The organism is Streptomyces drozdowiczii, from assembly GCF_026167665.1.
Lineage (GTDB): Bacteria > Actinomycetota > Actinomycetes > Streptomycetales > Streptomycetaceae > Streptomyces > Streptomyces drozdowiczii_A.
Map to the genome: position 1 here is coordinate 2,783,112 of NZ_CP098740.1, position 13,033 is coordinate 2,796,144.

The 13,033-nt window shown below is 72.4% G+C and carries 16 protein-coding genes and 1 pseudogene; 4 read left to right on the top strand and 13 right to left on the bottom strand.

Annotation, left to right across the window (positions count from 1 at the left end; genetic code table 11):
* The first annotated feature begins 10 nt into the window (after window positions 1-10).
* A complete protein-coding gene (locus tag NEH16_RS12355; RefSeq protein WP_265542033.1) occupies window positions 11-1,039 on the top strand; it encodes a hydroxyacid dehydrogenase in 1,029 nt (342 codons plus the stop codon).
* 129 nt (window positions 1,040-1,168) lie between these two features.
* Here NEH16_RS12355 and NEH16_RS12360 read toward each other — a convergent pair whose 3' ends face one another.
* Both NEH16_RS12360 and NEH16_RS12365 read right to left on the bottom strand, forming a co-directional pair.
* Window positions 1,169-1,507 carry an ArsR/SmtB family transcription factor gene (locus tag NEH16_RS12360; RefSeq protein WP_265542035.1) on the bottom strand — a complete coding sequence of 113 codons (339 nt, stop codon included), beginning with the start codon at window positions 1,505-1,507 and terminating at the stop codon, window positions 1,169-1,171.
* Complete coding sequence (locus NEH16_RS12365; RefSeq protein WP_265542037.1) at window positions 1,504-1,953, bottom strand: SRPBCC domain-containing protein; 450 nt, start codon at window positions 1,951-1,953, stop codon at window positions 1,504-1,506. The genes NEH16_RS12360 and NEH16_RS12365 overlap by 4 nt, the downstream gene beginning before the upstream one ends.
* 104 nt (window positions 1,954-2,057) lie before the next feature.
* Here NEH16_RS12365 and NEH16_RS12370 point away from each other — a divergent pair, with 104 nt between their 5' ends.
* A complete protein-coding gene (locus NEH16_RS12370; protein WP_265542039.1) occupies window positions 2,058-2,324 on the top strand; it encodes a hypothetical protein in 267 nt (88 codons plus the stop codon).
* A 161-nt stretch (window positions 2,325-2,485) separates the two neighbouring features.
* Here NEH16_RS12370 and groL read toward each other — a convergent pair whose 3' ends face one another.
* Together groL and groES are read right to left on the bottom strand one after the other, a co-directional pair.
* Window positions 2,486-4,111 (bottom strand): chaperonin GroEL, encoded by a 1,626-nt coding sequence (gene groL / locus NEH16_RS12375; protein WP_073964396.1) that lies wholly within the window; start codon window positions 4,109-4,111, stop codon window positions 2,486-2,488.
* A 103-nt stretch (window positions 4,112-4,214) separates the two neighbouring features.
* The gene (groES, locus tag NEH16_RS12380) at window positions 4,215-4,523 is read right to left on the bottom strand and encodes a co-chaperone GroES (RefSeq protein WP_018101172.1); all 309 of its coding nucleotides are present in this window, start codon (window positions 4,521-4,523) and stop codon (window positions 4,215-4,217) included.
* Between the two features lie 307 nt (window positions 4,524-4,830).
* Here groES and NEH16_RS12385 point away from each other — a divergent pair, with 307 nt between their 5' ends.
* Window positions 4,831-5,241 (top strand): DUF6234 family protein, encoded by a 411-nt coding sequence (locus NEH16_RS12385; RefSeq protein ID WP_265542043.1) that lies wholly within the window; start codon window positions 4,831-4,833, stop codon window positions 5,239-5,241.
* Here NEH16_RS12385 and NEH16_RS12390 read toward each other — a convergent pair.
* The 7 genes from NEH16_RS12390 to tsaB all read right to left on the bottom strand — a co-directional run bounded on the left by NEH16_RS12390 (window position 5,232) and on the right by tsaB (window position 10,105).
* Complete coding sequence (locus NEH16_RS12390; protein ID WP_374215661.1) at window positions 5,232-6,206, bottom strand: polysaccharide deacetylase family protein; 975 nt, start codon at window positions 6,204-6,206, stop codon at window positions 5,232-5,234. The genes NEH16_RS12385 and NEH16_RS12390 overlap by 10 nt on opposite strands.
* Window positions 6,207-6,341: 135 nt before the next feature.
* Window positions 6,342-7,007 (bottom strand): hypothetical protein, encoded by a 666-nt coding sequence (locus NEH16_RS12395; RefSeq protein WP_265542047.1) that lies wholly within the window; start codon window positions 7,005-7,007, stop codon window positions 6,342-6,344.
* A gap of 47 nt (window positions 7,008-7,054) precedes the next feature.
* Window positions 7,055-7,525: a VOC family protein gene (locus NEH16_RS12400; protein WP_265542048.1), complete on the bottom strand. Its 471-nt coding sequence runs from the start codon at window positions 7,523-7,525 to the stop codon at window positions 7,055-7,057.
* A 63-nt stretch (window positions 7,526-7,588) separates the two neighbouring features.
* Window positions 7,589-7,870: a hypothetical protein gene (locus NEH16_RS12405; protein WP_073964401.1), complete on the bottom strand. Its 282-nt coding sequence runs from the start codon at window positions 7,868-7,870 to the stop codon at window positions 7,589-7,591.
* A complete protein-coding gene (gene tsaD / locus NEH16_RS12410; protein WP_265542050.1) occupies window positions 7,867-8,967 on the bottom strand; it encodes a tRNA (adenosine(37)-N6)-threonylcarbamoyltransferase complex transferase subunit TsaD in 1,101 nt (366 codons plus the stop codon). The genes NEH16_RS12405 and tsaD overlap by 4 nt, the downstream gene beginning before the upstream one ends.
* Window positions 8,967-9,461, bottom strand: coding sequence for a ribosomal protein S18-alanine N-acetyltransferase (gene rimI / locus NEH16_RS12415; RefSeq protein ID WP_073964403.1), 495 nt, complete (start codon window positions 9,459-9,461; stop codon window positions 8,967-8,969). Before rimI ends, tsaD begins: the two co-directional genes overlap by 1 nt.
* The gene (gene tsaB / locus NEH16_RS12420; protein ID WP_265547163.1) at window positions 9,458-10,105 is read right to left on the bottom strand and encodes a tRNA (adenosine(37)-N6)-threonylcarbamoyltransferase complex dimerization subunit type 1 TsaB; all 648 of its coding nucleotides are present in this window, start codon (window positions 10,103-10,105) and stop codon (window positions 9,458-9,460) included. Before tsaB ends, rimI begins: the two co-directional genes overlap by 4 nt.
* A 223-nt stretch (window positions 10,106-10,328) precedes the next feature.
* Here tsaB and NEH16_RS12425 point away from each other — a divergent pair, with 223 nt between their 5' ends.
* Complete coding sequence (locus NEH16_RS12425) at window positions 10,329-10,874, top strand: hypothetical protein (protein WP_265547164.1); 546 nt, start codon at window positions 10,329-10,331, stop codon at window positions 10,872-10,874.
* Window positions 10,875-11,254: 380 nt separating this feature from the next.
* On the opposite strand, the gene tsaE is transcribed toward NEH16_RS12425, so the two are convergent.
* The gene (tsaE, locus tag NEH16_RS12430; RefSeq protein WP_265542053.1) at window positions 11,255-11,806 is read right to left on the bottom strand and encodes a tRNA (adenosine(37)-N6)-threonylcarbamoyltransferase complex ATPase subunit type 1 TsaE; all 552 of its coding nucleotides are present in this window, start codon (window positions 11,804-11,806) and stop codon (window positions 11,255-11,257) included.
* Window positions 11,775-13,012 (bottom strand): annotated as a pseudogene (locus tag NEH16_RS12435) (alpha/beta fold hydrolase). Before NEH16_RS12435 ends, tsaE begins: the two are co-directional and overlap by 32 nt.
* Window positions 13,013-13,033 lie beyond the last annotated feature (21 nt).

A 13,033-nucleotide genomic window follows, 5' to 3' on the forward strand; every position in this document is an offset into this window, starting at 1 on the left:
GTTCACCCCCATGCAGTCCACCACTGACCCCCGGCCGTCCGTCCTGCTCGCGATGGGCCCGGACATCCACGAGCGCCTCTTCGAGCCCCGCCACCGCGACCGGCTCACCGCCCTCGCCCGTACGGACCCGGCCCTCGTCGCCCACGACCTGGCCGACCCGGACCCCCGCGTCGCCGCCGCGCTCGCCGAGGCGGAGGTCCTGTTCACCTGCTGGGGCGCGACCCCGCTCACCGCCCCGGTCCTCGCCGCCGCGCCCCGCCTGAAGGCGGTCGTCCACGCGGCCGGCTCCGTCAAGCACCACATCACCGACGCCTGCTGGGAGCGCGGCCTCGCCGTCTCCTCGGCGGCCGGGGCCAACGCGCTGCCGGTGGCGGAGTACACCCTGGCCACGATCCTGCTCGCCAACAAGCGCGTCCCGCACTCCGCCCACGTCTACCGCGAGGTCCGCGCCGACCACGACTGGCGCGCCGAGCTGGACGGCGCCGGCAACTACCGCCGCACGGTGGGCATCGTCGGCGCCTCCCGCATCGGCCGCCGCGTCATCGAACTGCTCCGCCCCTTCGACCTGGCGGTCCTGCTGTACGACCCCTTCGTCACCGCGGCCGAGGCGGCGCGCCTGGGCGTCGAGCCGGTCCCCCTGGACGAACTGTGCGCCCGCGCCGACGTGGTCTCCGTCCACGCCCCCCAACTCCCCGAGACCCACCACATGATCGGCGCCCCCCAGCTGGCCCTGATGCGGACCGGCTCGACGCTGATCAACACGGCCCGGGGCTCCCTGATCGACGAGGAGGCCCTGCTCCGCGAACTGCTCCCGGGCCGCCTGCACGCCGTACTGGACGTAACGGACCCCGAACTACCGCCCCCCGACTCCCCCCTGTACGACCTCCCCAACGTCCTCCTGACCCCCCACGTAGCAGGCTCCCTGGGCAACGAACTCCACCGCATGACCGACCACGCACTGGACGAACTGGAACGCTACGCGGCAGGCCGCCCGTTCGCGGACCCGGTACACCCGGCGGCCCTGGCCCGATCGGCGTGACGCCCGGGCACGCGCGAAGGCCCCGCCTTCACGCGTGCCCGCCGGTCCAGGACCGAGGCGGCTTCCTCGGTGAGCCGGTCGGCGATGTCGCACAGGACGGTGGCCTGCTCCGTGGTGTCCATGGCGTGCTCATTCCTGTTCCGCCGCCTCGGCGACGCGCTTGATGCGGGCCAGCCGCCGGTCCCAGGAGGCCGCGAGCGAGGCCATCCATCGCGCCGTCGCGTCGAGCGCCACAGGCCGTACCGTGTACCGCACCTCGCGTCCGACCCGGCCGCCGGAAACCAGCCCGGCGGCCTCCAGGACGGCGAGGTGCTTGACCACCGCCTGCCGGGAGACGGGGAGCGGTCCGGCGAGCGTCGTGGCCGTGGCCTCGCCCTGCGCGGCGAGCAGGTCGAGCAGCCGGCGCCGCGTCGGGTCGGCCAGCGCGGCGAGCACACCGTCGACGGCCTCGGGGTGTTCCTCCGTCACGCGGCGGGCTGTTCTTCGGCACGGCCCTTGAGCGCGTCGAGCTCCAGAGGCCAGCCTCCGGCGTGGTCCTTCAGATTCTGACCGCGCAGCTCCTCGGACGCGGCCAGCGCCGCGAACCCGCTCTCGACCACGCGCAACCGCGTCTGCCCGCCTTCCGGGGTCAACGTGAACTCCACGAGAGTGCTGTTGTCCTCGCGCAGCTCTTCTCCGGGGAACGCGCTGGTCCAGCGATACGCCAGGTACGTGGGCGGCTCGACCTTCTCCACCCGCACCGGAAAGTCGCCGTGCTCGGCGTTCCTCGCCGTCATCAGCGCCCCCTCCTCGGCCACGGTCCCGGGCAGACTCGCCTTGTCGGCCACCCAGAACCCGGGCTGGGCCACCAGCGACCAGACCCGCTCCAGGGGCGCCGCGATCAAGGTCTCGCTCTCGATCCGGTCCTCGCTCATGAGGGCTCCTTCGTCGTCACCATTAGATGCAACCCCAGAGTTGCACTTCGACTCCCCGAACGCAACCCAAGGGTTGCGCCTGCACGGGGTGGGATCGATAGCCTGTGTGGACGGAGAACACGGTTGAGACCGCTTGCCGTATCTGCGGGCTGGATGACGGGGAGGCTCTCTACGAGCACGGGTTCCCTCGATACGTCATCTGCGAGTGCTGCTACAACGAGTCCGGCATCGGTGATGACACCGTGACGCAAGTCCGCCAGCTGCGCGGCTACTGGGTCGGTCACGGCGCCCAGTGGCACAAGCCGCAGCTGAAGCCGGCCGACTGGGATCTGCTGGGTCAACTGGCCAACATTCCACCGGAATGGCGCTGACCCGGCGGCCGACCGTCGCTTCACAGCCCTTGTCGGCGTGGACGGTCCACGGCGGGACCGGGCGCCGAGAAGGCCGGCTCCCCGAGATCCCCGTGACGAAGCCCCGCGCAAGCAGAGAGGCCCGGCCCCCCGCAGGGGACCGGGCCTCTTCGCGCTACGCGTTAGTGCGAGTGGCCGTGGCCGTGGCCCGCGGCCTCCGGCTCTTCCTCGGCCGGCTTCTCGACGACCAGGGTCTCGGTCGTGAGCAGCAGCGACGCGATGGACGCGGCGTTCTCCAGGGCGGAGCGGGTGACCTTGACCGGGTCGATGACGCCGGCCTTGACCAGGTCGCCGTACTCGCCGGTGGCGGCGTTGAAGCCCTGGCCCTTGTCGAGCTCGGCGACCTTCGAGGTGATGACGTAGCCCTCGAGGCCGGCGTTCTCGGCGATCCAGCGCAGCGGCTCGACGGCGGCGCGGCGGACGACCGCGACACCGGTGGCCTCGTCGCCGGTCTTGCCGAGGTTGCCCTCGAGGACCTTGACGGCGTGGACGATGGCGGAGCCACCACCGGAGACGATGCCCTCCTCGACCGCGGCGCGGGTCGCGGAGATGGCGTCCTCCAGACGGTGCTTCTTCTCCTTGAGCTCGACCTCGGTGGCGGCACCGACGCGGATCACGCAGACCCCGCCGGCCAGCTTCGCCAGGCGCTCCTGGAGCTTCTCGCGGTCCCAGTCGGAGTCCGTGGCCTCGATCTCGGCCTTGATCTGGTTGACGCGGCCGGCGACCTCGTCGGACTTGCCGCCACCGTCGACGATGGTGGTGTCGTCCTTGGTGACGGTCACGCGGCGGGCGGTGCCCAGCACGTCCAGACCGGCCTGGTCGAGCTTGAGGCCGACCTCCTCGGCGATGACGGTCGCACCCGTGAGGGTGGCGATGTCGCCGAGCATGGCCTTGCGGCGGTCACCGAAGCCCGGCGCCTTGACGGCGACGGCGTTGAACGTGCCGCGAATCTTGTTGACGACCAGGGTCGACAGGGCCTCGCCCTCGACGTCCTCGGCGATGATCAGGAGCGGCTTGGAGCCACCAGCCTGGATGACCTTCTCCAGGAGCGGCAGCAGCTCCTGGATCGAGCCGATCTTGCCCTGGTGGATCAGGATGTACGGGTCGTCGAGGACGGCCTCCATACGCTCCTGGTCGGTCACCATGTACGGGGACAGGTAGCCCTTGTCGAAGGCCATGCCCTCGGTGAAGTCGAGGTCCAGACCGAAGGTGTTGGACTCCTCGACGGTGATGACACCGTCCTTGCCGACCTTGTCCATCGCGTCCGCGATGAGCTCGCCGACCTGCGGGTCCTGCGCGGAGAGCGCGGCCACGGCGGCGATGTCGGACTTGTCGTCGATCGGGCGGGCGGTCGCGAGGAGCTCCTCGGAGACGGCCTTGACCGCGGCGTCGATGCCCTTCTTCAGGGCGGCCGGGGAGGCGCCGGCGGCGACGTTGCGCAGACCCTCGCGGACGAGCGCCTGGGCGAGGACGGTGGCGGTGGTGGTGCCGTCACCCGCGACGTCGTTCGTCTTGGTGGCGACCTCCTTCACCAGCTGGGCACCGAGGTTCTCGTACGGGTCGTCCAGCTCGACCTCGCGCGCGATGGTGACACCGTCGTTGGTGATGGTGGGGGCACCGAACTTCTTGTCGATGACGACGTTGCGGCCCTTGGGGCCGATCGTCACCTTGACCGTGTCGGCAAGCTTGTTGACGCCGCGCTCAAGGGCGCGACGGGCGTCCTCGTCGAACTTCAGGATCTTCGCCATGGAGCTGAACTGTTCCTCTCAAAAACAAGAACTGCGCCCCTGCCGCCCGGCTGGTTAGTTCGCAGGGGGCCAGGGGCGCAGAACAGAAGCAAACGTGGGTGAATTACTTCTCGATGATCGCGAGGACGTCGCGCGCCGAGAGGACGAGGTACTCCTCGCCGTTGTACTTCACCTCGGTGCCGCCGTACTTGCTGTACAGCACGACATCGCCGGTCTTGACGTCGAGCGGCAGGCGCTCGCCGTTCTCGAAGCGGCCCGGGCCCACGGCCAGGACGACGCCCTCCTGGGGCTTCTCCTTGGCGGTGTCCGGGATAACCAGGCCGGAGGCCGTGGTCTGCTCGGCGTCGAGCGGCTGGACCACGATGCGGTCCTCGAGCGGCTTGATCGCAACCTTGGAGCTGGCGGTCGACACGATCCGGTCTCCCCCTTCGGAGATCTCACGGGGTTTAACAGTCTTTGGGGTGGCGACCAGGTGGGCCCGTCGTCGCGGGTGCCGGACCTGCCGGTCGCGCAGTACTGCTGGCACTCTCCAGTGGGGAGTGCCAGCACTGAGACTATGGCCGCGATTAGCACTCGGTCAAGCGGAGTGCCAATTCACGCCCCTCGTGGCGTACCCGGGAGCCGCCCGCCCCGCCGTACGGCTGCGACCGCACAACGTTCCGGACACCGTAGGGACAACGCCGGGGCCGCCCGGACCGTTCCAGGTGGACGGTGGCGGCATGCGCATACGAACCTCCGACCGCCCGGCCCCCTCGCGCCCCGGCCCCGTGGTGACCGGCTGCCTCGACATGGTGCTCGGCCTGCTGCTCATCGCGCTGGAGGGGTTGGTCAGCGCGGTCCTCTTCTACGCGTACACGGGCTCCGACCCCCGGCCGCCGGGGCCGGACATGGCAGAGGCCGGACCGCCCGGGATGGACTGGTCCGGCACTCTCGTCCTGGCCGCCGTCACGGCGGTGGCCTGCCTGATCGGCGTGGTGCTGCTGCGCCACGGGCTGCCGATCGCGGGGGCCGTCCAGCTGATCGGCGTATGCCTGCTGCTGGTCCTCACGCTGACGGCCTGGCACGACGCCTACGAGGACGCGCACCCGGAGCCCGGGGACGTCCGCGCCTACGCCGCTTCCTATACGTAGTCCTCCAGGCGGGCCACCGAGTAGCCCTGGTCCGTGATGACCTTCATGACGGACCGGACCAGGTCGGGCATGCTCCCCTTCCAGTCCGCCTTGCCCCGGAAGTGCGTGAGGATGATGTCGCCGGGGTGCAGCTTCCGGTCCTCCTCGCGCCACTCCATGTGGTCGGGGAACGCCTCCGCCTCCCACAGCGGCACGGCGGTGATGCCGCAGGACTTCGCGACCTTCAGCGTGTCGGTGTTGTAGTTGCCGTACGGCGGCCGGAAGAGCCGGGGGCGCTTGCCGAACTGCTCCTGGAGGATGTCCTGCTGGCCGCAGATCTCGCGCTTCTGCTCGTCGTGCGAAAGCCCCGGCAGGTAGCGGTGGTTGAGCGTGTGGTTGCCGAGGACCGTCCCGCGCGACTGGGCGTCCTTGAAGTACGTGTAGTCGTCGCGCACCAGGTAGTCGGTGAGGAAGGCGCTGTACGGGATGTTCAGCTCCGACATCATCTTCAGCAGCTCGGGGTCCTTGTCGTCCCCGTCGTCCATCGTCAGGAAGACGACCTTGTCCGTGGTGGGGACCCGGGTGAAGACCGGCGGCAGCGAGTCGTCCTGGCCCGAGACCTCGAAGCCCTTGCGGGTCGTGAGGTGCGGCTTCTTCGCGGGCGGTACGGGCGCCGCGAGCGGCGTGGTCGCCAGGCCCCACTTCTTGGCGGCGACCGCGCGGGCCGCCTGGGCCAGCCTGGCCCGCTCCGCCTGCGCCGCGCGGGTGCCGAGCGCCCCGCCCGCCGGTTCCGCAGGCGCGCCCGGCTGTCCCGCCTGGGCCTTCGCGCTCCGGGCCGCGGTGTCCGCGTCGTCCCCGGCCGCACAGCCGGACGCGGCGGCGGCGACCAGGAGCGCGGCGAGGACCGCGTAACCCGGTCCGCGCCGCAGCCGACCCCGTACCCGCTGCCGCCCGCCCGTCACCGCGCCCGGTTCACGCCCATTCATGGCCAATTTGTCCTTTTGTCGTACTGGCTGCATGGCGCCGGATCCTGCCAGTACGTGACGGGGCATCGGCCACGACACCGCCGCCGGGCGCGCGCGGTCCCCCGGGTGGCTCACACGGGGGCGGCCGAAGAGGCTTCAGCGGTGGACGCCGCCGCCCTCCGCGACCGGAGCGGGCCGCACGGCCGCCCCGGCCAGCGTCCGCACGATCCAGCGCCGGTGCCAGAACGCCTTGAAGACGCCGACGAGCCCGACGAGCCAGGCCAGCAGCCCGAGCCCCATGATCAGCGCCATCAGTCCGTACGTGTCCTCGCCCCGGACCGCTCCGGCGGGCACGACGACGCAGAGGTAGAGGCCCAGCGCGCCGAGCGCGAAGGAGGGCAGCAGCCACCCCAGGCCCGTGCCGGGCAGCCGGAGTCCGGCGTCGCGGGCGGGGTCGCGGTCCAGCTCGCCCCACTGCGTGAGCAGCCGGCGCAGCGCCACGTCCCGGCGCAGTCCGGAGACGAGCAGGACCGCCGCCGGGATCAGGGCGGCGGCGCCCATCGCGAGCATCACCACGCCCAGGATCGCGCTGATGACGTCGTACGCATCCTCGAAGGCGATGATCGCCGTCCCGATGAACGACCAGCCGATCGCGCCGACCGCCCCCCACAGCCACAGCAGCCCCAGCCGGCCCGGTCCGATGTGCGCCCTGACCAGCACGCCGAGCAGGAAGGACCGGTCGGCGAGCAGCGCGTCCCGGTCGGGCCAGGAACGTATCTCCACGGGCGGCGGGGGCGGCGGCAGCACGAAGCGAGGGGACATGGGGCCGACCCTATCGACCGCCCCTGGCCCCAATTGCCGGGCCGGGATCAGGCGTTGCGGATGGCCTCGATGTCCAGGCGCTTCATGCCGAGCATGGCCTTCATCGCGCGGGCGGCCTTCTCCGGGTCCGGGTCGGTCAGCGCGTCACCGAGGCCCGGCGGGACGATCTGCCAGAACAGGCCGTACTTGTCCTTGAGCCAGCCGCACTGGATCTCCTGCCCGCCGCCGGAGGTGAGCGCGTTCCACAGGCGGTCCGTCTCCTCCTGCGAGTCGCACTCGACGGAGAGCGAGGCGGCCTCGTTGAAGGTGAACTCGGGTCCGCCGTCGAACGCGACGTACTCCGCGCCGTCCAGCTGGAACCGGACGGTCATCGCCTTGCCCTCCTCGCCGGGGCTCGCGGCGGTCCAGCGGGTGGTCTCCAGGACGCGCGAGTCGCCGCCGATCACGGAGACGTAGTAGTCGGCCGCCTCCTCGATCAGGTCCTTCGGGAACCACAGGAACGTGGTGACCTTCTGCATGGTCCACTCCTCACGTACAGGGGCAAAGTGCCGTGAAGGGTAGACCGCGCAGGCGTCGGGAACTCATCGACCTGCCGGGTCGCCCAGCGATTCGAAGCGCCAGCGGTGCACCGCCCGGGTCACCAGGGCGGCGTCCGGCTCGGGCAGCTCCGGCAGCTCGTCGGCGTACTCGCCCTGCCACCAGGTGATGACGAGGACCCGGTCCTGCGGGGCGCGCAGCAGCTCGCTGCGGAGCGGGGGGCGGGGCAGCTCGGCGGCGCGGGCGCGGGCCCACTCCGCCAGTTCGCCGCCCCGGCCCTCGGCGGCGCGGGCCTCCCACATCAGGGCGGTGACCGGGGCGCTCATGAGTAGAGGTTGTCCTTGCTGACCTCGTGTACGTGGTCGTGGTCGTGGGTGTGGACGCCCGGGACGTGGGTCTCGGTGACGGGCAGCGAGGAGTCGGCGGACAGCTCCAGGTCGGAGGCGGGCCGGTTGCGGGCGACCATCTCGGCGCCGAGCGCGGCGACCATCGCGCCGTTGTCGGTGCACAGCTTGGGGCGGGGCACGCGCAGCCGGATGCCGGCCCGCTCGCACCGCTCCTCGGCGAGCGCGCGCAGCCGGGAGTTGGCCGCGACGCCGCCGCCGATCATCAGGTGGTCGACGCCCTCGTCCTTGCAGGCGCGGATGGCCTTGCGGGTGAGCACGTCGACCACGGCCTCCTGGAAGGACGCGGCCACGTCGCGTACCGGCACCTCCTCGCCGGCCGCCCGCTTGGCCTCGATCCAGCGGGCGACGGAGGTCTTCAGGCCGGAGAACGAGAAGTCGTACGCGGGGTCGCGCGAGCCGGTGAGCCCGCGCGGGAAGGCGATGGCGGCCGGGTCGCCCTCGCGGGCGAGGCGGTCGATGACCGGGCCGCCGGGGAAGCCGAGGTCCAGCACCCGGGCGATCTTGTCGAACGCCTCGCCGGCCGCGTCGTCGATGGTCGCGCCGAGCGGCCGCACGTCGTTGGTGATGTCCGGGGCGAGCAGCAGCGAGGAGTGCCCGCCGCTGACCAGGAGCGCCATGGTGGGCTCGGGCAGCGGTCCGTGCTCCAGCTGGTCGACGCAGATGTGGGACGCCAGGTGGTTGACCCCGTACAGCGGCTTGTTCAGCGCGTACGCGTACGCCTTGGCGGCGGAGACGCCGACGAGCAGGGCGCCCGCCAGGCCGGGCCCGGCGGTGACGGCGATGCCGTCCAGGTCGCGGCCGCTGACCCCGGCCTCCTTCAGGGCGCGCTCGATGGTGGGGACCATCGCCTCCAGGTGGGCGCGGGAGGCGATCTCGGGGACGACGCCGCCGAAGCGGGCGTGCGTGTCGACGCTGGACGCGACGGCGTCCGCGAGGAGCGTGGTCCCCCGGACGATGCCGACCCCGGTCTCGTCGCAGGAGGTCTCGATGCCGAGTACGAGCGGTTCGTCAGCCATCAGTCAGTCTCGTTTTCTTCGTGTACGTGGAGGCGCATGACGAGCGCGTCGACGTTGCCCGGCTGGTAGTAGCCGCGGCGGAAGCCGATCGGTTCGAAACCGAAGCGCTCGTAGAGCTTCTGGGCGCGCGTGTTGTCGACGCGGACTTCGAGCAGCACCTCGGCGCACTCGAAGGCGGTGGCGTGCCTGAGCAGGTCGGTCAGCAGCTCGGAGCCGAGCCCGCCGCCCCAGTGGTCGCGGGCGACCGCGATCGTCTGTACGTCGGCGAGGTCGCCGGCGGCCGCGAGGCCCGCGTACCCGACGATCCGGCCGGTGCCCGGCTCCTCGGCGACGACGTAGCGGCGGGTGGCGGCCGGGCCGCGCGCGTGGGCCAGCTCGGACCAGAACATGCCCGCCGACCAGGCGTCCTCCGGGAACAGCTCGTGCTCCAGGGCGAGCACGGGGTCGATGTCCCACCAGCGCATCTCGCGCAGCACCGCGGTCGTGACGGTCACTTCGGGGTGACCACCTTGTAGTTCTTCGGCACCTGGGCGTCGGGCCTGCGCAGGTAGAGCGGCTGGGGCGGCAGCAGCTCGTCGCCGGCCGCGAGGCGTTCGGCGGCGAGGCCCGCGAGGGCGCCGGCCGCGAGGTGCTCGGGACCGCGCGCGTCCGGGAACGCCTCCGGATAGAGCACCGCGCCCGCGCCGACGACCGGGAGGCCCGCGAGCCGGTCCGCGATGTCGGCGGGCCGGTCGACGGACGGTCCTTCGGTCCGGGTGCGGGCGTCCTCGTACCGCGCCCAGTAGACCTCCTTGCGGCGGGCGTCCGTGGCGACGGCGAACGGACCGTCGAGTCCGGAGCGCCCGGCGGCGTACGCGAGGCCGTCCAGGGTGCACAGGCCGTGCACGGGCACGGAGAGCGCCGAGCCGAAGGTGGCGGCCGTCACCAGGCCGACGCGCAGCCCGGTGTACGGGCCGGGGCCGACGCCCACGACGACGTCCGTGACGGCGTCGAGTTTCAGCCCCGCGTCCGCGAGGACCCGGTCGACGGCGGGCAGCAGCAGCTCCCCGTGCCTGCGGGCGTCGACCTGCGCGGACTCGGCGACGACGCGGGTCCCGTCGTGCAGGGCGACGGTGACGGCGGGGGTGGCGGTATCCATTGCGAGCAAGAGCACGCAAACAGCCTACGGCTCCGGCGCGGCCCGCCCCGCGCCCCGTACGGCATCCCGGCCCGGGCGGTCCCGGCTGCTACCGTCACCGGGTATACGCGGAGTACGTGTAAACGCTTGTACGACTTACGTTCGCGTACGACGTACGGTTCGCGCCTGACGGCACACGACAGCGAAAGAGGCACGCACGGTGGCAAGGGGCAGCTCGGGAATCGTGGCCGCGCTCACCGCGGCGGCCGTCGCGGCGGTCGGCTTCCTGGCGTACCAGGCTTCCGCCAACGTGCCGGACGACCTGACGGCGAAGCCGAAGGCGTCCAGCAGCGCGTCGGCGTCCGCCCCGGCCGGCGGGCACGGCACGGCCAAGCCGAAGAAGGACCCGCTGGCCGTCCCCGCCCGGTCCGGCAGCGGCATGCGCGTCGTGTACGCGCTGAAGGACCGCCGGGTGTGGCTGGTGGACGCGAAGGGCAAGGCGTCCCGGACGTTCAAGGTGATGCCCAGCTCGGTGAGCGCCGTGCCGGGCACCTACGCGGTGACCTCGCGGTCGGGCAGCGTCAAGGGGTCGGACGGGGTGCCGATCGAGCACGTCGTGCGGTTCGCGACGGTCAACGACGTGACGATCGGCTTCAGCGCCGCGCAGGACGGGTCCATGGAGGCGCCGGACCCGACGGTGAAGGCGGGGGGCGTGCGGATGTCCCGGGCCGACGGGGACGCGGTGTGGCGGTTCGCCACGGTGGGGGCGACCGTGGTGGTGGTCCCCTAGCCCGGGGCCCGGCGGCCCCGTCGCGCTGTCCTCAATCGCCGGGCGGGCTTGATCTACCGGCGCGCGTTGTCCGCGCCCCCGTCACAGACGTCCTCACTCGCCGGACGGGCTTGATTTTGCCGCCCGTCCGGATTCTTACGCGCGGGCGGAGGGGTGGACACCGCGGTCGCCGCTGCCGTCGCGGCCAGCAGAGTGCTCGTCGGTACCGCCCGCGGCGGGCCGGTCTTTCGGTCGGATGTCGGCATGACGCCTCCTGGGGCTCCGGCTCCGGTGGAAGGCATGGTTAGGTAGACCTAACTACGCTCTCGTCCTCCATGTCACCATGCCCGCCCCGTCCCGCGCAACATTTTGCCGACACCGCGTCGGAAACAGCGGGGCGGTCAGCCCCACGGCGTCCAGGACTCGTTCCGCAGCCCCGCCCAGCGCGCCCCCACGCCCACCAGGGTCACCGTGCGGCGCTCGTCGTCCGTGTCCCCCACCGCGCGGTCGATGAACACCTGGAGCCGGTCGTCCGAAAGCTCCTCGACCTTGCCGTCGCCCCACTCCACGACCACCACGGACTCCGGCAGCGACACGTCGAGGTCCAGGTCCTCCATCTCGTCGAGCCCGCCGCCCAGGCGGTACGCGTCGACGTGGACCAGCGCGGGCCCGTCGGAGAGCGGGGGGTGGACGCGGGCGATCACGAAGGTGGGGGACGTCACCGCGCCCCGGACGCCCAGGCCCTCGCCGAGCCCCCGGGTCAGGGTCGTCTTGCCGGCGCCCAGCTCACCGGTGAGCATCACGAGGTCGCCGGGGCGCAGCGCGGCGGCGAGCCGGCGGCCGAGGGCCCGCATCTGTTCGGGGGAGTCGACGGCCAGCTTGACGGTGACGGCGCCGGGGGCGTTCTCGTACGCGGTGGCCTCAGCGGCCGCCGGGTTGTTCTGCGGTTCCATGCCCGCCAACGTTAGAGGACTCCGGTACGGCTCCGGCCCGCACCAGCAGGTCCGCGAGCCGGTCGGTCACCGTCTCGGGGTGCTCCAGCATCACCAGGTGCCCGGCGTCCGGCACGATGACGAGTTCCGCGTCGGGCAGCAGGTCCGCGATGGCCTCGCTGTGCGAGCTGGGCGTCACCAGGTCCTTGTCACCGGCCAGGATGAGGACCGGGAGGTCCCGGAAGAGGGGCAGCGCGGCGCTCTTGTCGTGCTCGGCGAAGGCCGGGTAGAACTCGGCGACCACGTCGATCGGGGTGGACTCGATGAGCCGTTCCGCGAACCGCGCGACGGCCGGGTCGACGTCCCGGGAGCCGAAGGAGTACCGCTTGATCAGCCCGGCGAACAGGTCGGCGGTCGCCCGGCGCCCCCGCTCCACCAGCTCCGCCTGCGAGCCGAGCGCCCGCAGCACGCCGGGGAGGACGCGCCGCACGGCGTTGACGCCCATCACGGGGAGCCCGAAGCTGACCTCGTTCAGCCGGCCGCTCGACGTCCCGACGAAGGCGACGGCGGCGACCCGGTCGCGCAGCAGCTCCGGGTACTGGTCGGCGAGCGCCATGATCGTCATGCCGCCCATCGAGTGGCCGACGAGGACGAGCGGACCGTCGGGCGCGGCGGCGTCGATGACGGCCTTGAGGTCGCGGCCGAGCTGGTCGATGCCGACGGGCACCCCTCCCCCGGCGCGGGCCTGGGCGCGGCCGCGCTCGGAGCGGCCGTGGCTGCGCTGGTCCCAGTGGACGGTGCGCACGATGCCGCGCAGGGCGGCGCGCTGGAAGTGCCAGGAGTCCTGGCCGAGGCAGTAGCCGTGGCTGAAGACGACGGTGACGGGGGCGGGCGCCTTGCGGCCGAAGAGGCGGCGCCGGCGGGAGCCCGTGGGGCCGGGGTCCTCGGGGGATCGACCTCGTCCACCTCGTAGTACAGCTGGGTGCCGTCGTCGGCGGTGGCCCGGCCGGGCGTCCCGCGCAGCGAGCCGTACGGGCCGGTGGCGTCCAGGGCGAGGCGGGCCCGTTTGCGCATGCCCCGGCCGACGGTCAGCCGCTCCACGGCGACCCCGGCCGCGGCCCCGGCGGCGAGCACGCCTATGGCGGCGCCGGCGATGCCCGCCCGGCGCCAGCCGGCCCCCGAAGCGGCCGCCGTCGCCATCACGTCACCCGTGCTGATGTCGCTCACCCGTGCCCCGCTCCTCGTGGG

Excerpts from the sequence above, each read along its gene's own strand:
- NEH16_RS12355 (WP_265542033.1), top strand. The coding sequence starts at position 11 with ATGCAGTCCACCACTGACCCCCGGCCGTCCGTCCTGCTCGCGATGGGC.
- NEH16_RS12365 (WP_265542037.1), bottom strand. The coding sequence starts at position 1,953 with ATGAGCGAGGACCGGATCGAGAGCGAGACCTTGATCGCGGCGCCCCTG.
- groL (WP_073964396.1), bottom strand. The coding sequence starts at position 4,111 with ATGGCGAAGATCCTGAAGTTCGACGAGGACGCCCGTCGCGCCCTTGAG.
- NEH16_RS12385 (WP_265542043.1), top strand. The coding sequence starts at position 4,831 with ATGCGCATACGAACCTCCGACCGCCCGGCCCCCTCGCGCCCCGGCCCC.
- NEH16_RS12390 (WP_374215661.1), bottom strand. The coding sequence starts at position 6,206 with ATGAATGGGCGTGAACCGGGCGCGGTGACGGGCGGGCGGCAGCGGGTA.
- NEH16_RS12395 (WP_265542047.1), bottom strand. The coding sequence starts at position 7,007 with ATGTCCCCTCGCTTCGTGCTGCCGCCGCCCCCGCCGCCCGTGGAGATA.
- NEH16_RS12400 (WP_265542048.1), bottom strand. The coding sequence starts at position 7,525 with ATGCAGAAGGTCACCACGTTCCTGTGGTTCCCGAAGGACCTGATCGAG.
- NEH16_RS12405 (WP_073964401.1), bottom strand. The coding sequence starts at position 7,870 with ATGAGCGCCCCGGTCACCGCCCTGATGTGGGAGGCCCGCGCCGCCGAG.
- tsaD (WP_265542050.1), bottom strand. The coding sequence starts at position 8,967 with ATGGCTGACGAACCGCTCGTACTCGGCATCGAGACCTCCTGCGACGAG.
- tsaB (WP_265547163.1), bottom strand. The coding sequence starts at position 10,105 with ATGGATACCGCCACCCCCGCCGTCACCGTCGCCCTGCACGACGGGACC.
- tsaE (WP_265542053.1), bottom strand. The coding sequence starts at position 11,806 with ATGGAACCGCAGAACAACCCGGCGGCCGCTGAGGCCACCGCGTACGAG.